The organism is Paenarthrobacter sp. 10N417 (assembly GCF_056394745.1).
Genome location: NZ_JBFTIL010000018.1, coordinates 92,970 through 112,989, shown reverse-complemented (window position 1 = coordinate 112,989; position 20,020 = coordinate 92,970). Strand labels below are relative to the sequence as shown.

The following is a 20,020-nucleotide window of genomic DNA, read 5'->3' as shown; positions in this document are numbered from 1 at the left end:
GCAGGATCTGCCGGGGACGTTGCCGTGAACCAAAACGTAAGTAAAGAACGGAACTTCCCTGTGGATCCAATGACCATATTGCTGTTCGTCATGCTTGGACTCTTTGTCTTCATGATGTTCCGCCGCAACAAGAAGACCCAGCAGCAGCAGGCTGCGATGCAGTCCAAGTTCGCTCCGGGCGTCGATGTCATGACCAGCTTCGGTCTTTTCGGACGCATCGTGTCCATCGATGAAGCTGAGAACAAGGTCGTTATCGAGCTGTCTCCCGGAAACGAAGCTACGGTTCACCGCCAGGCCGTCACCAAGGTGGTCGAAAAGGCTGAAGAGGAAGCCCCTGTTGTTCCGGACGACGCTTCTTCGCTGACCGTTGCCGATGAGACCCCGGCTGCGACTGAGACGCCGGATGAAACCATCGCGCGCCTCAACAAAGAGGACAAGAAGGACAACTAGCACCGTCAGTCGCGGCAACACCGCGCAAGGACACTTCTACGGCAGCGGAAAGCCGCCGGCAGACGCTCACCAGCGTCCGCCGGCGGCTGTCCGGCGATAAAAGGAAGATCGATAATGGCACGGACCGGCCCCAAAAACTCAGCCCGCAGGGTGCTGACTTGGCTTGGAGCAATATTCGTTGTACTCACCGCTGTCCTGGGTGGCGGAGTCATTTCCGGCCATGCAAGCTGGGCTCCCAAACTTGCCTTGGACCTCGAGGGCGGTACCCAGATGATCCTGGCACCGCGGGTAGAGGGTTCCAGCGAGATCACTGAGGAACAGCTCAACCAGGCAGTTGCCATCATCCGGCAGCGTGTAGACGGCTCCGGTGTTGCCGAAGCCGAGATCAGCACCCAGTCGGGGCGCAACGTGGTGGTGAGCCTCCCGGGAACTCCGTCCAAGGAAACCCGTGATCTTATCCAGGCGTCGGCGGACATGAACTTCCGCCCGGTGATCGCTGCGGCTGATCCTGCTGCCGTCCCTGTCGAATCCCGTACACCGGATGACAAGCTGCCCAAGCCCACTGCAGAGCCCACCAACGCGAGCGACACCAACTGGGTGACTCCTGAGATCTACAAGGAATTCGAGGCGCTCGACTGCGTCAACCCTTCCACTGAGAAGCGGGAACGTTCTGATCCGGCGAAGCCTCTGGTGACCTGCGAACCGGCCACGGACAAGACTCCCGCCATCAAGTACATCCTTGGTCCGGTCGAGGTCAAAGGCCAGGACATCAGCTCCTCGTCCTTCTCGCAGGTCCAGGGCGCACAGGGATCGGTGACGAACTCCTGGGGCGTGAACATCACGTTCAACTCCGAGGCAACTGCCAAGTTCAAGGAAGTTACGGAGCGGCTGAACCAGTTCTACACCGCGTCCCTTGCCCAGGGCGGCAACGATCCCAAGGCGCAATTCGCCATTGTCCTTGATGACAAGGTCATCTCAGCACCGAGGTCGCTTGCTGTCATCACTGACGGAAAACCGCAGATCACGGGTAACTTCACCCAGGCCTCAGCAAAAGCACTGTCCGACCAACTCCGCTATGGTGCTTTGCCGATCTCCTTTGAGATCCAGTCCCAGGAACAGATCTCTGCCACGCTCGGTGGCGATCAGCTCCGGCTCGGCCTGCTTGCCGGACTCATCGGCTTGTTGCTGGTGGTTGTGTACTCGCTGTTCCAGTACCGGGCCCTTGGCTTTGTCACCATCGCTTCCCTGGTTGTCGCCGGTGGTTTGACCTACCTTGCCATCGCCATTCTGGGGTGGACTGAAAACTACCGCCTTTCCCTCGCAGGTGTTGCAGGCCTGATCGTGGCCATCGGACAGACGGCCGACTCGTTCATTGTGTACTTCGAACGAATCCGCGATGAACTTCGCGAAGGCCGCGGGCTCGTGTCCGCCGTCGAGAATGGCTGGAAGCGCGCCAAACGGACTGTCCTGGCCTCCAAGGCAGTGAACTTGCTGGCAGCCTTGGTCCTTTATTTTGTGGCTGTAGGCAATGTGCGTGGCTTCGCGTTCACGCTTGGCCTCACGGCTGTGGCTGACCTCATTGTGGTGTTTATGTTCACGCACCCCATGCTGCAGGTCCTTGCCCGCACAAGGTTCTTTGGCGAAGGCCACAGGTTCTCCGGCCTGTCACCTGACCGTCTGGGAGCTGTCCCGCTGTATCGGGGAGCCGGACGTCTTCGCACACCTGCTGAGAAACCGGCTGTTGTCCGTGCACGCAATACAGGTGCCGCGGCTGAAGCGGAACGCCGCATGACCATCGCCGAACGGCGCCTCGCCGAGAAGGGCCAGTTGACCGGTCCTTCCAACGGCACCAAGGAGGAGAAGTAATGACCACGAGCTTCGCAACCTTCGGCAACGAGCTTTACACGGGCAAGCGCTCTTACAACTTTGTTGATTCCAAGAAAATCTGGTTCATCATTGCTGCGGTCGCTGTGGCACTCTCCATCCTGATCCCGGTTTTGAAGGGCGGCTTCAACCTCGGCATCGAGTTCCGTGGCGGCTCCGAGTTCACCGTTTCGAACGTAAAGACCACCGATGCCGGCCTGGGCGAAAAGGCTGTTCATGACGTCGTATCCGGTGCCATTCCCCGCGTTGCGAACGTGGCGGGCAACACCATGCGGATTCAGACGGATCAGCTGACCGATGACGAGACCAACCGCATCAAAGAAGGCCTGACCACCGCTTACGGCGTAACGGACAACGAGGTGACATCAAACTTTGTTGGTCCCACGTGGGGTCAGGATGTCACACGCCAGGCACTCATTGGGCTGGTCGTGTTCGTCGGCCTCGCTGCTGTCCTCATGGCTTTGTATTTCCGGACCTGGAAGATGTCACTCTCTGCCCTGGTGGGCATGCTCGTCACCATGTTCACCACAGCGGGCGTCTACGCCCTGAGTGATTTCGAGGTGACGCCATCGGCCATCATCGGATTCCTGACTGTCCTGAGCTATTCGCTGTATGACACCGTGGTGGTCTTCGACAAGATCCGCGAGAACACGGCGGACATTTCCACCTCCACACGCCGGACCTTCGGTGAAGAGGTCAACCTTGCCGTCAACCAAACCTTGGTCCGCTCCATCAACACCATGATGGTTGCCGTCCTTCCGGTTGCGGCGATCCTCTTCATCGGGGCCGGACTGTTGGGCGCAGGAACGCTGCGGGACCTTTCCCTGGCGTTGTTCGTCGGAATCCTCATCGGAACGGCAGCGACCATCTTCATTGCGGCACCGCTCTACGCCTGGCTGCGCCAGGGCGAGCCGGACCTCGTGAAGCAGGCCAAGAAAGTGGCTCACCGCAGGGCCGAGGCCACTGTTTAGACTATTTCCACTGGGCATTACGTCCTGGAGCAGGACCCCGCTTTACAGCGGGGTCCTTTCTCTTTGACTTGCCGGGGCGTGCGTCATGTGCTGTCCGGTTGCGGAAGCATTCGCCTGCGGGAATAGACTGGAAGAATTAAATAGGTCGTGAGGGGTACTTCTGTGGAAGAACGTGCGACGTCGGCACCACCGACGGGCGGGGAGGACAGTCACCACGGTGTGGCGGTTCCGGCAACAAGCGTGGCTGGACGGACTGCTGGTACGGTTCCAGTCGATACTCCCGGCGTGCGTCCAACTTTTCCGGGTAGGCGGGAGCGCACGCGTTCCCGGCTTGCGCGATTGACCGGCCGGGGGATGGCGCCGTACTCGCCGATTCTGGAACCGCTCCTGCGAACGGTGCGGGCCAACAACCCCAAAGAAGACTTCGACCTCATTCAGCGCGCATTCGCCGTAGCAGAGCGCAGCCACCAAGGGCAGAAGCGCAAGAGTGGTGATCCCTACATCACCCACCCGGTGGCAGTAGCCACCATCCTTGCTGAGCTGGGGATGACAGGAACCACTCTGGCCGCTGCCTTGCTCCATGACACGGTGGAGGACACCCCCTACACCCTGAATGACCTCACCCGCGACTTCGGCCCGGAAGTCGCCATGCTTGTGGACGGCGTGACCAAACTGGACAAGGTCAGTTTCGGTGAAGCAGCCCAGTCGGAGACGGTCCGCAAGATGGTCGTGGCCATGGCCAAGGACATCCGGGTCCTGATGATCAAACTTGCCGATCGGCTCCACAACGCCCGCACATGGCGGTTCGTTTCGGCAGAGTCGTCGTCCCGTAAAGCCCGCGAGACCCTGGAGATCTTCGCTCCCCTGGCACACCGCCTGGGTATGAACACCATTAAGTGGGAGTTGGAGGATCTGTCCTTCGCGGCGCTCTACCCCAAGGTGTACGAGGAAATCGTCCGCATGGTGGGGGACCGCACCCCCGAACGCGAGAAGAGCCTGAGTGTCATCCGCAACCAGATTGCCGATGATCTTCGGACTGCGCGGATCAAGGCGACCATCACCGGCCGGCCCAAGCACTATTACTCGATCTACCAGAAGATGATCGTCCGCGATAAGGACTTTGACGACATCAACGACCTCATGGGCGTTCGCGTCCTGGTTGACTCGGTCCGGGATTGTTACGCGGCACTTGGTACCCTGCACTCGCGATGGAACCCCCTCCCAGGGCGGTTCAAGGACTACATCGCCATGCCGAAGTTCAACATGTACCAGTCCCTGCACACTACGGTCATCGGCCCGGGTGGAAAGCCCGTGGAAATCCAGATCCGTACCCATGAGATGCACCGCCGGGCTGAGTATGGCGTTGCAGCCCACTGGAAGTACAAGGACCAACCCAACCGTACTGCGGTTGGCCCTGGCAGCCCACGCGACGGCGATATGGGCTGGCTGCGGTCCTTGGTGGACTGGCAGCAGGAAACGTCGGACCCGGGCGAATTTCTCGATTCACTGAGGTACGAGATCAACGCACGGGAAGTCTTCGTCTTTACGCCCAAGGGCGAAGTCATGGCCTTGCCTGCCGGATCGACTCCCGTGGACTTCGCCTACGCGGTTCACACCGAAGTGGGTCACCGGACCATCGGAGCCCGCGTTAACGGCAAGCTTGTGCCGCTCAACAGCGAACTGAACCATGGCGACTGGGTCGAGATATTCACCTCAAAGGCGGAGGGCGCGGGTCCAAGCCAGGACTGGCAACACTTCGTCAAGTCAGCGAGGGCCCGGAACAAGATCCGCCAGTGGTTCACCAAGGAACGCCGTGAGGAAGCGATTGACCGCGGCAAGGACATGCTGACGCGGGCAATGCGAAAGCAGAACCTCCCACTTCAGCGACTTATGACGCATGACGCGCTGTCTGCCGTCGCCGAGGACTTCCACTACGTTGACATCTCCGGTCTGTACGCAGGGGTGGGTGACGGCCACACCTCTGCCCAGTCCGTCATGGAGAAGCTCGTAGAACACCTTGGTGGACACGAGACCCCGGATGAGGACCTCGACGAGGTCAGCATCCCCACGCAGGTTGCGAAGTCCAAGTTTTCCGATTCCGGTGTCATCGTTCGCGGCGTGGGAGACGTATGGGTAAAACTGGCCCGGTGCTGTACTCCCGTGCCCCCTGACCCGATCCTTGGATTTGTCACCCGCGGTTCCGGCGTGTCGGTCCATAGGACCGATTGCACCAACGTCTCCGGGTTGCGAGACCAGCCGGACAGGATCGTCGAGGTCGAGTGGGCACCAACACAGTCCAGTGTCTTCCTGGTGGAGATTCAGGTGGAAGCCCTGGACAGGAAGTCACTCTTGTCCGATGTCACGCGTGTCCTGTCTGAAAACCATGTCAACATCCTTGCGGCCTCGGTTCACACGTCAAGCGACAGGGTGGCGATCTCTAAATTTGCCTTCGAAATGGGTGACCCAAAGTATCTGCACCATGTCCTCAGCGCGGTGCGGCGTATCGACGGGGTCTTCGACGTGTATCGCACCACGGGTAACAGGCGCAGGAGCTAGTTCGGGGACATGAGCCGTGCGAGCGTAGCGAGCGCACGCTTCTTGTGGGGAACCCGCGGCGCTGCCTCCACGGCAAGGGTGAGTAAACGAAGCCTGATGCCGAGCTCCGGGTGGTCCAGGAGTCGCCGCAGGGCCGGCAGGGCCTGATCCGACTCGACGTGCAGTGCAATATCCGCTGCTGTTCTCAAGGGGCTGCTGACGAGCATCCCACCAAGGCTTACGACGTCGAGTTGGCCGAGCCGGACCTCATGGAGGTTGCACCCCCGGGCACTGCGCACGCTTGAGATACGATGCTTGGCATCCACCAGGAGTGATAGCCGCTCCGGAGGGCTGGCGCATCCGTAGATCCAGGCCGCGGTAAGCCTGCCCGCGACCACTTTGGTCCGCATCCGGTCCGGGACAGTCAGGGCAGCCGCACGGGCGCGGAGGCGGGGCGTGACTGCAATCCCGGGCGACGCATAGCTCCTTCCGTACAAGGGAAGCAGGATGCCATCCAGCGCCATGCCCTGCAATTCAGGCCAGGTGAAGATGCGGCTGGGTGCGTAGAGCTCGGGAAGAACGGGTTCCTGCAGTTGCGGGGCTGTGACGGGTGGGACCATTCATTGATCATTCCGTGTCCTGGCCGCAACAGTACAGGCCCCGTACCGGGCATGTGGATAACCGGTACAGGGCCTGCAGAAGAAACATGGTTCACCATGAACCCAAAGCTGGGTCAGGCGAGATCGCTCGCTGAGCGCTGGATCTGGTCCAGCCACGCCTGACGTGCTTCGAGAGCTTCACGCGCAGCCTTGATGCGGCGCTGGTCTCCGGCTTTTTCAGCCTTCTCCAGATCCTCCTTGAGCCCGGCAATCGCGGACTCAAGCTGCGACAAAGCGCTGTTGGTGCGGGCCTTGGTCTCCGGATTGCTCCGGCGCCACTTCTCCTCCTCAGCCTCGCGGACTGCGTCCTCCACCTTGCGAAGACCGGCCTCGATGCGGCCCATGTCCGCCCGGGGGACCTTACCGGCATCTTCCCAGCGGTCACGAATGGACTGCAGGGCCTTCTTCGTTGCGTTGAGATCGTTGATCGGCAGCAGCGCCTGGGCCTCAGCTACCAACTGCTCCTTCACTGCAAGGTTGGCCGTGTACTCCTGGTCGATCTGCTCGTTCGCGGCCTGCCGGTTGCTGAAGAACACATCCTGCGCGGCGCGGAAACGGCCCCAGAGCGCGTCGTCATCCTTGCGGCTGGCGCGTGGGGTGGCCTTCCATTGATCCATGAGCCTGCGGTACTCCCCGGCGGCATAGCCCCAGTCAGTGGAAGAGGAAAGCGCCTCAGCCTCTGCGATCAATGCTTCCTTGGCCACCTTGGCCGCAGAATTGTTGCTGTCCAGCTGCGAGAAGTACGCGCGGCGGTGGCGATCGAAGACAGTGCGTGCCGAGCGGAAGCGCTTCCAGAGTGCGTCTTCATTGCTGCGGCCAAGACGGACCCCGCTCTTCTGCGCAGCCTTCCACGTCTCGAAGAGTTCGTTCATTCGCGCACTGGACGTCTTCCATTGGATTTGCGCAGGATCCTGGCCAGCGATGGCCTCTGCCTCCGCCACAATGGCTTCGCGCGCGGCAAGCTCGTTGGCGCGGACGGCCTCATGGGCTGCCTTCTCGGACTTTTCCAGCTCGGCGATCTGCTCGGACAGCGTGTCCAGGCGTGCTTCGGCCGAACGGATGTCGCCCACCATGTTGCGCTCTGCGAGCTGCTCTCGGAGGTGGGTCACTGTTTTCTGCATGTCCGTTGCCGGGGCTTTGGATTCCACGCGGTGTTCCAGCAGGACTATCTGGGCAATGACGTCGTCGAACTTCCGGGCGAAGTAGCCCAGGGCTTCGTCAGGGCTAACACCCGGGTACTGGCCAACGGCAATCTCTTCGCCATCCAAAGTGAGGAATACGTGGCCGTCGCCTTCGGCGCGCCCCCACTTGGCTGCCTCTGCAAGCGAGGCGGCAGACACTGCTGGTGCAGCCGGAACGACGGCGGCAGGAGCCTTGGGGCGGGCCGCGAAGGCAGCAGGGGAAGGAGCGGGACGCGAATCGGCAGGCTTGGTTTCCTCCGCTGCCGGTGCCGCCTCAGCTGCTGGTGCTTCCTCCGCTGCGGGTGCCGCCTCAGCTGCTGGTGCCTCCTCGGCTGCGGGTGCCACTTCGGTTGCTTCTGCCGGTGCTTCGTCGGCCGCAACTGCGGGAGTTTGTTCAGCCGCAGGTGCTGCTTCAGTGCCGTTCGGGCTGTTTGCCTCGACTGCGTCTTGGTTGGCCACTACTGCTGTTTCGTCGGATTTCTGACTGTCTGTCACCGCTAAAAGTCTTTCGCTTGGAGGGACTGCTAAGGTACTGCACCCCGGACCGGGGCCAAAGGCTGGTTACTTCAGAGAAAACGAGTCTATCGTGACAGGTGCCACAGGGGCGCCGTCGGTCGCGTTTTCGCCGGGTTTCAGGCCTGCTGCAGCGATTTTCGTGATCACATCCAAACCACTGGTGACTTTGCCCACCACTGTGTAACCCCCGGCTGTGTCCGCAGGAATTGTTGTGTCCTTATAGACAATGAAGAACTGATGACCGTTGCCATAGGCGTTGTTTCCCGAGCGGGCAACGGCGATTGTTCCAGCCGGGTATGTGTTGTCCGTTGGTGTGTTCTCCAGGGGACCCCAGCGGTAGTTGGGATCGTCTGCGCCGTCTTCGGATTTGGCGCCGCACTGCAGCAGGCCGAATGTCTCGGAGGTTGTAAGGCGGTGGCAGAAGGCTCCGTTGTAGTAACTGGCATCGGTGAGGGACTTGATGACCGCCGCTGCCTGGGGCGCAGCAGTTCCGTTCAATTCCACTCCCACAACGCCGCTGTTCAGGGCGAGCTCGCCGGTGAAGGTTTTACCGGCTGCGGTGTCCGGGCTGGGTATGTCTGCGCTGTTGGAGGCCGAAGGAGAAGCCGACGGGGAGTTCAGTCCGGCCTCTGCGGCGGCGAACTCTGCCTCAGTGGGGTTGGAACTGAAAACTGTCAGTTGCAGCACCACCGCAAGGACCACAGCGGCAGCGCCCGCGCCGATGGCAACAGTGTTGTCGCGTTTGCGCCGCTTGCCCTGTTCCTGCCGCAGGGCACGCTTGGCTTCCATCTGCCGGATGCGGCGTCTCGCTTCGCGGTCATCCCGCGACCTTGTTGCCAAGAGTCCTCCTGATTGTGTCCACGTTCGCCGGCCGCCTGCAGGGACCGGGCATGCTGCATTAGATGTGCACGCGCGGAAAGCATAAACTGGCTGCCGCACATAGTTTATGCATGACCGGCTGGACGCCCGCCCCATAATCGCCGAAAAGGCCTTTAAAGCTGCGGTGCTCATTCCTGAGTCAGCTTTCTTCGAGGAGATTTATCCACCATGGCACGTACCGCCTCCCTGTCCGGATTCCCCGAGTGGCTTCCCCAGGAGCGGTTGGTGGAGCTCCATGTCCTGGACACGCTCCGGAAAACGTTCGAACTGCATGGTTTCTCCTCGATTGAAACGCGTGCTGTTGAAACGGTTGGCCAGTTGCTGCGTAAAGGCGAGATCGACAAAGAGGTCTATGGCCTGAGCCGCCTGCAGGACGACGAAGCTGAAGCATCCAGGTCAACCACCACGGACAAGGCAGACAAAGCCGATCCGAATGCGCTTGCCCTGCACTTCGACCTCACTGTTCCCTTCGCCCGGTACGTCGTGGAGAACGCGGGTTATCTTGCCTTTCCCTTCCGCCGGTACCAGATCCAGAAGGTCTGGCGTGGCGAGCGTCCGCAGGAAGGCCGTGCCCGCGAATTCACCCAGGCAGATATAGATGTGGTGGGCGATGGCGAGTTGCCGTTCCGCTACGACGTTGAAATCGCGTTGGTCATCGCTGAGGCGCTGAGCGCCCTCCCGATTCCGGACTTCCGCCTCCGGATCAACAACCGCAAGCTCGCTGAAGGCTTCTACCGCGGTATTGGCTTGACTGATACGGCCGGAGTCCTGCGGAGCATCGACAAACTGGAAAAGATTGGCGAAGGCAAAGTCGCTGAGCTGCTCAAGAGCGAGCTCGGCGCCTCGGATGAGCAGGCGGCACTGGCGCTCAAGCTTGCCACCATCCGCACGGAGGACACCTCGTTCGTGGATCAGGTACGTGCCCTGGGGGTGACTGATGACCTCCTCGAGGAAGGATTGAGCGAGCTCCAGCAGGTCATTGAGGCTGCGGTCCAGCGCGCGCCCGGCAAGGTGGTCGCTGACCTCAGCATCGCCCGGGGACTGGACTACTACACCGGAACCGTCGTCGAAACTGTCCTGGTAGGCCATGAACAACTGGGTTCGATTTGCTCGGGCGGCCGGTACGACGCCCTGGCCAGCAAGGGAAACCGGAAGTTTCCCGGCGTCGGCTTGTCCATCGGCGTCACCCGCCTGGTCTCGCGGATCCTGAGCCAGGAGCTTGCCACGGCTACCCGGGCAGTGCCGACCGCTGTCCTGGTCGCTTTGAATAACGACGACAGTTGGTCCGCGGCACAGGACGTCGCGGCACAGCTTCGCGGCCGAGGTATTGCGACTGAAGTTGCTGCGAAGGCTGAAAAGTTCGGCAAGCAGATCAAGTTCGCGGATCGTCGCGGAATTCCGTTTGTTTGGTTCACTGACGATGACGGCAAGCACCAGGTCAAGGACATCCGGTCCGGCGCGCAGGTGGACGCTGACCCGGCCAGTTGGTCGCCGTCGGAGGAAGATCTGCACGTCCGGGTCATCACCGCCTGATCCAGGCCAGGTGATTCAGCCGCGGCCGGGGCGGGTAAACTCGGACGGGATCGTCTTTGCAATGATCCCTTGAAAATTCATGCTGAAAGGAATGCTGTGCTGCGCACACATGACCTCGGATCTCTTCGCTCCGAGCACATTGGACAAACCGTTACCCTGGCCGGCTGGGTGGGCCGCCGCCGTGATCACGGTGGCGTTGCATTCGTTGACCTTCGTGACGCTTCCGGTGTCGCCCAGGTGGTTGTCCGTGAAGAAGAGGTCTTCCACGGCCTGCGGAACGAATACGTCCTGCAGGTGACGGGTACCGTCAACAAGCGTCCTGAAGGCAATGAAAACCCTGCGCTTGCTACTGGCGAGATCGAGGTCATGGCGGACAAGGTCATCATCCTGAACACCTCGGACCCCCTGCCGTTCCAAATCGACGAGCACGTCGAGGTTGGCGAGGAAGCGCGCCTTAAGCACCGCTACCTTGACCTTCGCCGCCCTGGCCTGGCCCGGAACCTCCGCCTCCGCTCAGAAGCAAACCGCATCGCCCGCGAGTTGCTGCACCAGCGCGGCTACGTCGAGATTGAGACACCCACGTTGACGCGATCGACGCCGGAAGGCGCCCGCGACTTCGTCGTCCCCGCCAGGCTTGCCCCGGGTTCCTGGTACGCGCTGCCGCAGTCGCCGCAGCTTTTCAAGCAGCTGCTCCAGGTGGGCGGATTCGAAAAGTACTACCAGATTGCCCGCTGCTACCGTGATGAAGATTTCCGCGCGGACCGCCAGCCCGAATTCACCCAGTTGGACATCGAGGCCAGCTTCGTTGACCAGGACGATGTCATCGAGCTCGGTGAAGCGATTGTGAAGGCCCTGTGGCAACTGATCGACGTCGAGGTCCCCACGCCGATCCGACGCATGACGTACCTGGACGCCATGGCAAAGTACGGTTCCGACAAGCCGGACCTGCGCTTCGGCCTGGAGCTGACCGAGCTGACTGAGTTCTTCAAGGACACCAACTTCGGCGTCTTCAAGGCACCTTACGTTGGCGCCGTCGTCATGCCCGGGGGCGCCTCGCAGGCGCGCCGTGCCCTGGATGCCTGGCAGGAATGGGCCAAGCAGCGTGGCGCAAAGGGACTGGCCTACGTTCTTTACAAGGAAGACGGCGAACTCGCCGGCCCCGTGGCAAAGAACCTCACCGACGAAGAGCGGGCAGGCCTGGCCGACGCCGTTGGTGCCAAGCCGGGTGACTGCATTTTCTTCGCCGCCGGCGAGAAGTCCGCATCACGGGCCCTCCTTGGCGCTGCACGTGTTGAAATTGGCCACCGCACTGGTCTGATCGATCCCAAAGACTGGGCTTTCGTATGGATCGTGGACGCGCCGATGTTCGAGCCCGCTGCCGCTGCAGTTGCCTCCGGTGACGTTGCTGTGGGTGCCGGCCAGTGGACAGCCGTGCACCATGCCTTCACCTCTCCCAAGCCGGAGTTCCTTGACACCTTTGACAAGGATCCGGAGTCTGCGCTGTCCTACGCCTACGACATCGTGTGCAACGGCAACGAAATCGGTGGCGGCTCCATCCGTATCCACGAGCGCGAAGTTCAGGAACGCGTCTTCCAGCTCATGGGCCTGGACAAGGAGGACGCCGAGACCAAGTTCGGCTTCCTGTTGGAGGGCTTCAAGTACGGCGCGCCGCCGCACGGCGGCATCGCGCTTGGTTGGGACCGCGTAGTGGCTCTGCTCGCCGGCGTCGAGTCCATCCGCGACGTCATTGCCTTCCCGAAGACCGGCAACGGCTTTGACCCGCTGACCGCCGCTCCTGCCCCCATCACGGCACAGCAGCGAAAGGAAGCCGGCGTCGACTTCAAGCCGGAAACCAAGCCTGCGGCCAAGCCGGAGACCAAGTCCGAATAAGACGGTAGCCAAAGGCTCCCCACTGATGTGGGGGGCCTTTGGTGTTCCTGCAGATGAAAGGTGCCTCGATCTTGGAACAAGCATTCTTGGAAACCCTCATGGATAAGGCGTGGCCGGCAGCAGAGCGCGAAACCCTTGACTCGGGAAGTGCAGGGGAGTGGGTGCTCCGTGCGTCCGATGGGGTCACGCAGAGGGCGAACTCCGTGTGGGCGAAGAACCTGCCCGGGATGCTGCCCGGCGCGCCGGACATGGCAAGCAGTCCGGACCTGGAAAGCATTCCGGACCTGGAAAGCATTCCGGATCTGGAGCGGTCAGTCAGTTCGGCGTCAGCGTGGTACAGGCAGCGGCGTCTCCCGCTCATTTTCCAGATATTCGATGACTCCCGTAGTGCAGGCCTTAACGCCGTCCTGGACGGGCAACGCTTCACCAGGCAGTCCGAAACCCTGATTATGGTCCGGGGCATGGACGTCTTGGAAACCTTGGATGCCGGGCCCCAGGGGGTAGAACTCTCGGACGCGCCCACCGATGAATGGCTTCGCTTGTGGTGGTCCGTGGATGGGCGTGGTGGCCAGGCGGAACTGGAGGTTGCCCGCGCCATTCTTACCGGATGCGAGTCTCTCTACGCGCTGGTGAGGGACAACGACGGCGTACCGGCCGCCGTCGGACGCCTCGCCCTGGTGGACGGCTGGGGAGGCCTCTACAGCATGGCGACCTCGGCCACCCACCGCAGGCGGGGCTACGGAACGATGGTCCTGTCAGCGCTACTGGATCAGGGAGCGGCCCGCAATCTCCGGGGTTTTTGGCTGTTGGTCACTGCATCCAACTGCGGTGCCCAGGCGTTGTATTCGCGGGCCGGGTTCGTGGAACAAGGGAGTTATCTGTATCGGCAGGCTCCCTTGAGGAGGGCGCCTGGAGGCTGCTGAGGATCACCTACGCCGGTGGATCAGTCACCAGGATCCGGATGGAACAAGCATCCGAAGCAGCTTTTGCAAGCGCAGCAGTTTTGGGTTCCTGGACGTCCAGGAAAGCAAGTTGGCTTCGGCTGGCCAGAGCGCGCATGGAGGGTTGCGCCAGAACCAGGTCCACCAAGGCTCTATCCCCGCCGGGTACAAGGTACTCAACACGGTGGCTGGCAAAAATACGCGCGGCGTGTTCCGCCGCGGAGTCCACCAAGGCGTCCGCCTGGTTGGAGCGGCGCCGGGCATACCGTTGTTGGGATTGGCCGCCTGCAGCGGTTCTGGACTGAACGTAGCGGTTACCGCTTTTGGATTCCAGGACCTTGCTTCCGCTCGCCACAGCCACGGCGAAACCGCCCCGACGCACCAGCAGGATACCAAGGCCACGTTCCTGGCCTGCAAGAGCGGCAAGCCGTTCGATGTCAGTGGTGCCCCGGCCTGGACGTCCATCCACCGGCCACGGTGCCTTGAGGAGGGCAGAAGCCCCGTCAGCGGCGCGGAGGAGGATTCCGCCGTCGTCAGTCTCTTCAGTGAGTGGGCCATGGCTGTGGGCAAAGCGATCCACCCAACCGGACAGCCGTGATGCGGGGACAAGGGCCGTGCGGCTGGAGGCCTTCGGCTGCCGTTGTTGCGGGGCGGATGCGCGGCGGTCCACGTCGATGTCTCCTTTGTTGGAACTATGAGTAGCCTATCCATGTGGAAGATCTCTTTGGTGCCGGTGCAAACAACGACGACGAGTCGGAGGATCTGCCTGCCGCCGGGGGAGCGTCCGACGCCGGATGGATGGCGTCCCAGCGGAGCCCCCTCGCAGTTCGGATGCGGCCCCGGACCCTGGATGACGTGGTGGGCCAACAGCATCTGCTGGGTCACGGTTCCCCGCTTCGGCAGCTCGCCGCCGGTGCAGAAGCTGCGGGGCCGGCCGGGCCGAGCTCCGTCATTCTGTGGGGGCCTCCGGGCACCGGGAAGACCACGCTGGCGCATGTCATTGCCCGCGGGCCGGGGCGGAAGTTCGTGGAACTGTCCGCCATTACTGCTGGCGTAAAGGATGTTCGCCGGGTGATGGATGAGGCCTTGACCGCCCGGGACCTGTACAAGAAGACCACTGTCCTGTTCCTTGATGAAATCCACCGATTCAACAAGGCGCAGCAGGATGCACTGTTGCCTGGCGTTGAAAACCGGTGGGTGGTCCTGGTGGCGGCCACCACCGAGAACCCATCGTTCTCGGTGGTATCACCGCTGCTGTCCCGCTCGCTCTTGTTGACGTTGAAGCCACTGACGGATGACGACATCGCAGGGTTGTTACAGCGGGCTGTTGCCGATGCCCGTGGGCTTGCCGGGCGCGTGGAACTCAGTCCGGAGGCTTTGGATCATTTGGTGCGGCTCTCCGGAGGTGACGCCCGAAGGGCGCTCACTGCCTTGGAGGCTGCGGCCGGCGTCGCTTTCGGAGACAGCAATGCCGTCTCAACCGCCGTCGAGGAGGAAGCCGCCGCCGGGACCCACACTGCCGCGGAGACCAATGTCACCGACGACGGCGAACCGGGGCTTGCCGGCGACGGCGCCCCCGACGCTCCTGTACTGGTGGAACTCAGGCACACCGAGCGTGCCCTGGATGCCGCTGCTGTTCGTTATGACCGGGCCGGCGACCAGCACTACGACGTCGCCAGTGCGTTCATCAAGTCCATCAGGGGCTCGGACGTTGATGCCTCCCTTCACTATCTGGCGCGGATGCTGGAGGCGGGGGAGGACCCGAGGTTCGTGGCGCGGCGCATCGTCATCTCCGCTGCGGAAGACATCGGCATGGCCGATCCCACCGCTTTGCAAACAGCTGTGGCAGCCGCGCAGGCCGTCCAGTTGATAGGGATGCCGGAAGGCCGGATTGTCCTGGCGGAAGCTGTCGTCCACCTTGCCACCGCACCCAAGTCGAATGCGGCGTACATGGGCCTGAACAAGGCAGTTGCAGACGTCCGTGCCGGGTTCGGCGGGGGAATCCCCATGCATCTGCGCGACGCGCACTATCCAGGTGCCAAACAATTGGGACACGGCAAGAGCTACAAGTACGCGCATGATGAACCGCATGGGGTGGCAACACAGCAGTACCCGCCGGATGACCTCGTGGGGAAGGACTACTACGAGCCAACAAACAACGGCGCCGAACGCGATATAGCCGCCAGGCTGGAACGGCTCCGGAAGATCATCCGCGGACAGTAGCGTGGTAGGATAGTTGCTTGTCTGGCATGACCCGACGCACAATCCCTTTGAAGATTCCTTCAATGGAGCTGTGCCGCGGGCCAGTAGCAAAAGGCAGCGGTTGGCCGATGCTCTCCCTGATGGAGGCCAGTAACACTGACACACCGCAGTAATTTGGAAGGACACAAGTGGCTAACAACACTCGTGCTCGCCGTACCGCACGCCTTTCGCGTGCACTCGGCATTGCTCTGACCCCCAAGGCCGCCAAGTACATGGAGCGCCGCCCGTACGGCCCCGGTGAGCACGGCCGTGCCCGCAAGAAGCAGGACTCCGACTACGCCGTACGTCTGCGCGAAAAGCAGCGTCTGCGCGCACAGTACGGCATCCGCGAAGCCCAGATGACCCGTGCCTTCGAAGAAGCACGCCGCACCAAGGGCCTCACCGGTGAAAACCTGGTTGAGCTGCTCGAAATGCGTTTGGACGCCCTGGTACTGCGTGCAGGCTTCGCCCGCACCATTGCACAGGCCCGCCAGCTCGTCGTGCACCGCCACATCATGGTTGACGGCATCCGCGTGGACCGCCCGTCCTTCCGCGTTGGCGAAGGCCAGCTCATCCACGTTCACAGCCGCTCCGAGGTCATGGCTCCGTTCCAGGTCGCAGCTGCTGGTGCCCACGCCCTGAACAACGTGCCGGCATACCTGGACGTCAAGCTCGACGCCCTGCAGGCCCGCCTGGTTCGTCGCCCGAAGCGCTCTGAGGTCCCCGTGATCTGCGAAGAGCAGCTCGTCGTCGAATTCTACGCTCGCTAAATTCAAGCAGCGCTTACAAGGAAGCCCGTGGCACACGCCACGGGCTTTCTTTTTGGATAGGGTACTGGGGAGGCCTTGGCCGAAGCCGGATTCCGGCCGTGCAGGGCAGCGCAACAATCTAGGAGATGAATTCTATGTCTGGTGGCGACATCGCCGGCCTGATCGCAGCAGGAGTCTTCGCACTCCTGGTCCTGCTGTTGGCCGTGCCTATCTTGAAGCTCGGTGGCGTCTTTGACGAAGTGCGCACCACCATCCGATCCATCAGCGACGGGGCGACGCCCCTCATGGATGAAGTAACCGCAACGGTTTCCACTACCAACCAGCAACTGAAAAAGGTCGACGGCATCGCCTCGAACGTGTCCGACGCATCGGCGAACATTTCAGCCCTGTCCTCCCTGGTGGCTGCCACTGTTGGTTCGCCGCTGATCAAGGTTGCAGCCTTCAGCTATGGTGTCCGTTCAGCCTTCGCGGGCCGTCGCGCTCCTTCCTCCGGCCGCCGCAGCCGCTGAACCAATTGGAGACCAGGAACACATGAAAAGAATTGTTTGGATGGGCATTGGCGTCGCCATTGGCATTATCGCCTTCCGCAAAGTCACCGAGGCCCAGGCCAGCATCGGCCCGGACGGCCTGAACCGTGCGGTTGGCCGCCTGGCCGATGGCTTGTTCGATTTCGCCGACGCCGTGCGTTCAGGCATGCATGAACGCGAAGAGGACTTGAGGGCCGCGTTGGGCATTACCAGTACGGATAACAACCCCAACGCCGGCCGGCGCTAGCGAACACGGTTCGCTCCCGCGCCCGCAACAGGGCAGAATGGAAAGCTGCGGAAGGGCAACAGCCGGTTCCGCGCACAACGTGTGCAGTGAATTGAGAAGGGTAAGTAATCAGCTAATGAAGTCGCAGGAGATCACCAAACGCTGGGTGGACTTTTTTGTCAGCAAGGGCCACACCGCCGTTCCCTCCGCGTCGCTCGTTTCAAGCGACCCGTCACTTCTCTTCACTGTGGCCGGCATGGTCCCATTCATTCCTTATCTGACCGCGCGCGAAGAGCCTCCCTACAAGCGCGCCACCAGCGTCCAGAAGTGCATCCGCACGGGCGATATCGAGGAAGTCGGCAAGACGGCCCGGCACGGCACGTTTTTCCAGATGTGCGGCAACTTCTCCTTTGGCGACTACTTCAAGGAAGATGCCATCAAGTTCGCCTTCGAGCTACTCACCAAGAGCGTTGACGACGGCGGCTATGGACTTCCGGCCGAGCGCCTTTGGGTGACGGTCTACGAAGAAGACGACGAAGCCAAGGAACTGTGGCTCAAGAACACCGGCATTCCGGCCGAGCGCATCCAGCGCATGGGCAAGGCTGACAACTACTGGTCCACTGGCCAGCCGGGCCCCGCCGGCCCTTGCTCGGAGATCTACTACGACCGCGGCCCTGCCTATGGCATCGAAGGCGGCCCGCTGGCTGACGAGACCCGGTATATCGAAATCTGGAACCTCGTGTTCATGCAGTACCAGATTGAGAACGTCCGCTCCAAGGTGGACTTCGACATCGTCGGCGAACTGCCGCAGAAAAACATCGACACCGGCCTTGGCATGGAGCGGCTCGCGATGATCCTCCAAGGCGTCGAGAACATGTACGAGACCGATCAGGTCCGTCCTGTCATTGACAAGGCTGCTGAGCTGTCCGGCCGTGAGTACACCTCTGCAGAATCCGCCGATGATCCCCACCACACTGACGACGTCCGCATGCGCGTTGTTGCAGACCACATCCGTTCGGCCCTGATGCTCATTGCCGACGGCGTGGCACCGTCCAACGAAGGCCGCGGCTACGTTCTGCGCCGCCTGATCCGCCGTGCTGTTCGCGCCATGCGCTTGCTCGGCGTCGAAAAGGCTTGCCTGCCGGACCTTCTTCCGGCTTCCCGCGACGCCATGAAGGGTGTTTACCCGGTGGTGGAGACCGATTTCGCCCGCATCAGCCGTATTGCCTACGCCGAAGAAAAGGCGTTCCTGCGCACCATTGCTTCTGGTACAGCACGCCTGGAGGATGCAGTGGCCGAATCCAAGGCTGCAGGCGTTCCCTTGTCCGGCGCTGACGCTTTTGCGCTCCATGACACCTACGGCTTCCCCATTGACCTCACTTTGGAAATGGCTGAAGAAGCCGGCCTCAAGGTTGACGAAGCCGGCTTCCGTTCGCTCATGCTTGAACAGCGCCAGCGCGCACAGGCAGATGCCAAAGGCAAGAAGGGCGGCCACGCCGACCTCAGCGCCTACCAGGAAATGCTGGGCCAAGGCGAGACCACCTTTACCGGCTACGACGAGCTTGATGGCGAGTCCAAGGTTCGCGGTATCCTCAGCGCGGGTCAGCGGGTGGCGCACGCCTCCACGGGCGACGAAATCGAAGTGGTCCTCAATGAGACGCCATTCTACGCAGAAGCCGGTGGACAGTCGGCCGATACAGGCCTCATCACCGGCGACGGATTCGTCGTCGAGGTCCTGGACGTCCAGCGCCCGGTAAAGGGCCTCAGCGTCCATAAGGCAATCGTCCGGGAAGGTGAGATCGCCACCGATGCCCTGGTGCGCGCCGCCGTCGATCGTGAACGGCGCCACGCAGCTGAGCAGGCGCACACTGGTACGCATATTGTGCATGCCGCGCTGCACCAGATCCTGGGCCCGGAAGCTACCCAGCGTGGTTCCTACAACAAGGCCGGCTACCTCCGCTTCGACTTCGCCTGGGGTGAGGGCCTGAGTCCCGCCACGCGATCGGAAATTGAAGAGGTTTCCAACATCGCTATCCGGAACAACTACCGGGTGGACACCAAAGTCATGGGACTGGCAGAAGCCAAGGCGCTGGGCGCCATGGCTCTGTTCGGCGAGAACTATGGCAGCGAAGTGCGTGTGGTGGAGATCGACGGCGCGTGGTCCCGCGAGCTTTGTGGTGGCACCCACGTGTCCAATACCTCCCTCATTGGCAGCCTTTCCCTGCTGGGTGAACAGTCCGTCGGCTCGGGAAACCGCCGCGTGGAGGCCTTCGTGGGCTTGGACGCTTTCCGCCACCTGGCCGCTGAGCGAGCACTGGTTACGGAACTCACGGAACTGCTGAAGGTTCCCTCCGGCCAGCTCGCGGACCGCATCTCCAGCACCTTGAACAAGTTGAAGGCAACAGAGAAGGAACTCGACCGCCTTCGCAAGGAGCAGCTGGCCGCAGCGGCCGCCAACCTCGTGGGTACCGCCAAGGACGCCGCGGGTGTGCGGGTTGTAGCCCACGATGCCGGCCAAGTGGGTGGAGCAGACGATCTCCGGAACCTTGCCCTCGATCTCCGCAACCGTCTGGGCTCCGAAGCCGCCACTGTGGCAGTTGCCGGTGTCAGCAATGATCGCCCCGTCATTTTGATTGCCACGAATGAAGCCGCCCGTGAAGCCGGTGTGAAGGCCGGAGCGTTGGTGCGCCTTGCCGCGGGCATCCTCGGTGGTGGCGGCGGTGGCAAGGACGATGTCGCACAAGGTGGCGGCACCGACGCTGGGAAGGTCTCTGAGGCCCTCACAGCGGTGGTGGATGCGATAGCCAAGCGTTAACG

General features: G+C 62.0%; 16 protein-coding genes. 12 read left to right on the top strand and 4 right to left on the bottom strand.

Annotated elements, in window-relative coordinates; translation table 11 throughout:
* Nucleotides 1-69 precede the first annotated feature (69 nt).
* The 4 genes from yajC (at nt 70) to AC1DCM_RS20025 (ending at nt 5,861) form a co-directional block, all read left to right on the top strand.
* Nucleotides 70-450 carry a preprotein translocase subunit YajC gene (gene yajC / locus AC1DCM_RS20040; RefSeq protein WP_431120238.1) on the top strand — a complete coding sequence of 127 codons (381 nt, stop codon included), beginning with the start codon at nt 70-72 and terminating at the stop codon, nt 448-450.
* Nucleotides 451-564: 114 nt separating this feature from the next.
* On the top strand, nt 565-2,316 hold the full coding sequence (secD, locus tag AC1DCM_RS20035) for a protein translocase subunit SecD (RefSeq protein ID WP_431115396.1): 1,752 nt from the start codon (nt 565-567) through the stop codon (nt 2,314-2,316).
* On the top strand, nt 2,316-3,305 hold the full coding sequence (gene secF, locus AC1DCM_RS20030) for a protein translocase subunit SecF (protein WP_442005718.1): 990 nt from the start codon (nt 2,316-2,318) through the stop codon (nt 3,303-3,305). Before secD ends, secF begins: the two co-directional genes overlap by 1 nt.
* Before the next feature lie 162 nt (nt 3,306-3,467).
* Complete coding sequence (locus AC1DCM_RS20025) at nt 3,468-5,861, top strand: RelA/SpoT family protein (RefSeq protein ID WP_477519466.1); 2,394 nt, start codon at nt 3,468-3,470, stop codon at nt 5,859-5,861.
* Here AC1DCM_RS20025 and AC1DCM_RS20020 read toward each other — a convergent pair.
* The 3 genes from AC1DCM_RS20020 to AC1DCM_RS20010 form a co-directional block, all read right to left on the bottom strand.
* A complete protein-coding gene (locus AC1DCM_RS20020) occupies nt 5,858-6,460 on the bottom strand; it encodes a hypothetical protein (RefSeq protein ID WP_477519459.1) in 603 nt (200 codons plus the stop codon). The two genes, AC1DCM_RS20025 and AC1DCM_RS20020, sit on opposite strands and share 4 nt — an antisense overlap.
* Before the next feature lie 113 nt (nt 6,461-6,573).
* A complete protein-coding gene (locus AC1DCM_RS20015) occupies nt 6,574-8,175 on the bottom strand; it encodes a DUF349 domain-containing protein (RefSeq protein ID WP_477519458.1) in 1,602 nt (533 codons plus the stop codon).
* Nucleotides 8,176-8,241: 66 nt separating this feature from the next.
* Nucleotides 8,242-9,036, bottom strand: coding sequence for a peptidylprolyl isomerase (locus tag AC1DCM_RS20010; RefSeq protein WP_431115392.1), 795 nt, complete (start codon nt 9,034-9,036; stop codon nt 8,242-8,244).
* A gap of 207 nt (nt 9,037-9,243) precedes the next feature.
* Between AC1DCM_RS20010 and hisS the strand changes: the two genes are divergently transcribed.
* The 3 genes from hisS to AC1DCM_RS19995 all read left to right on the top strand — a co-directional run bounded on the left by hisS (nt 9,244) and on the right by AC1DCM_RS19995 (nt 13,421).
* Entirely contained in the window at nt 9,244-10,608 is a 1,365-nt protein-coding gene (hisS, locus tag AC1DCM_RS20005) for a histidine--tRNA ligase (RefSeq protein ID WP_431115391.1), read from the top strand.
* A 96-nt stretch (nt 10,609-10,704) separates the two neighbouring features.
* Nucleotides 10,705-12,498 (top strand): aspartate--tRNA ligase, encoded by a 1,794-nt coding sequence (aspS, locus tag AC1DCM_RS20000; protein ID WP_477519457.1) that lies wholly within the window; start codon nt 10,705-10,707, stop codon nt 12,496-12,498.
* A 68-nt stretch (nt 12,499-12,566) separates the two neighbouring features.
* Complete coding sequence (locus AC1DCM_RS19995) at nt 12,567-13,421, top strand: GNAT family N-acetyltransferase (RefSeq protein WP_477519465.1); 855 nt, start codon at nt 12,567-12,569, stop codon at nt 13,419-13,421.
* 7 nt (nt 13,422-13,428) lie between these two features.
* Here the strand turns inward: AC1DCM_RS19995 and AC1DCM_RS19990 are convergent, their stop codons facing one another.
* On the bottom strand, nt 13,429-14,109 hold the full coding sequence (locus tag AC1DCM_RS19990; RefSeq protein ID WP_477519456.1) for an acVLRF1 family peptidyl-tRNA hydrolase: 681 nt from the start codon (nt 14,107-14,109) through the stop codon (nt 13,429-13,431).
* A 41-nt stretch (nt 14,110-14,150) separates the two neighbouring features.
* Between AC1DCM_RS19990 and AC1DCM_RS19985 the strand changes: the two genes are divergently transcribed.
* The 5 genes from AC1DCM_RS19985 (at nt 14,151) to alaS (ending at nt 20,018) form a co-directional block, all read left to right on the top strand.
* A complete protein-coding gene (locus AC1DCM_RS19985) occupies nt 14,151-15,662 on the top strand; it encodes a replication-associated recombination protein A (protein WP_477519455.1) in 1,512 nt (503 codons plus the stop codon).
* A gap of 167 nt (nt 15,663-15,829) precedes the next feature.
* Nucleotides 15,830-16,450 carry a 30S ribosomal protein S4 gene (gene rpsD, locus AC1DCM_RS19980; RefSeq protein WP_216925553.1) on the top strand — a complete coding sequence of 207 codons (621 nt, stop codon included), beginning with the start codon at nt 15,830-15,832 and terminating at the stop codon, nt 16,448-16,450.
* Nucleotides 16,451-16,584: 134 nt separating this feature from the next.
* Nucleotides 16,585-16,959: a DUF948 domain-containing protein gene (locus AC1DCM_RS19975; RefSeq protein WP_216925653.1), complete on the top strand. Its 375-nt coding sequence runs from the start codon at nt 16,585-16,587 to the stop codon at nt 16,957-16,959.
* 22 nt (nt 16,960-16,981) lie between these two features.
* Nucleotides 16,982-17,224 carry a DUF6167 family protein gene (locus tag AC1DCM_RS19970; protein ID WP_431115388.1) on the top strand — a complete coding sequence of 81 codons (243 nt, stop codon included), beginning with the start codon at nt 16,982-16,984 and terminating at the stop codon, nt 17,222-17,224.
* A 115-nt stretch (nt 17,225-17,339) separates the two neighbouring features.
* On the top strand, nt 17,340-20,018 hold the full coding sequence (gene alaS, locus AC1DCM_RS19965) for an alanine--tRNA ligase (protein WP_477519454.1): 2,679 nt from the start codon (nt 17,340-17,342) through the stop codon (nt 20,016-20,018).
* Nucleotides 20,019-20,020 lie beyond the last annotated feature (2 nt).

Excerpts from the sequence above, each read along its gene's own strand:
- yajC (WP_431120238.1), top strand. The coding sequence starts at position 70 with ATGACCATATTGCTGTTCGTCATGCTTGGACTCTTTGTCTTCATGATG.
- secD (WP_431115396.1), top strand. The coding sequence starts at position 565 with ATGGCACGGACCGGCCCCAAAAACTCAGCCCGCAGGGTGCTGACTTGG.
- secF (WP_442005718.1), top strand. The coding sequence starts at position 2,316 with ATGACCACGAGCTTCGCAACCTTCGGCAACGAGCTTTACACGGGCAAG.
- AC1DCM_RS20020 (WP_477519459.1), bottom strand. The coding sequence starts at position 6,460 with ATGGTCCCACCCGTCACAGCCCCGCAACTGCAGGAACCCGTTCTTCCC.
- hisS (WP_431115391.1), top strand. The coding sequence starts at position 9,244 with ATGGCACGTACCGCCTCCCTGTCCGGATTCCCCGAGTGGCTTCCCCAG.
- AC1DCM_RS19975 (WP_216925653.1), top strand. The coding sequence starts at position 16,585 with ATGTCTGGTGGCGACATCGCCGGCCTGATCGCAGCAGGAGTCTTCGCA.
- AC1DCM_RS19970 (WP_431115388.1), top strand. The coding sequence starts at position 16,982 with ATGAAAAGAATTGTTTGGATGGGCATTGGCGTCGCCATTGGCATTATC.
- alaS (WP_477519454.1), top strand. The coding sequence starts at position 17,340 with ATGAAGTCGCAGGAGATCACCAAACGCTGGGTGGACTTTTTTGTCAGC.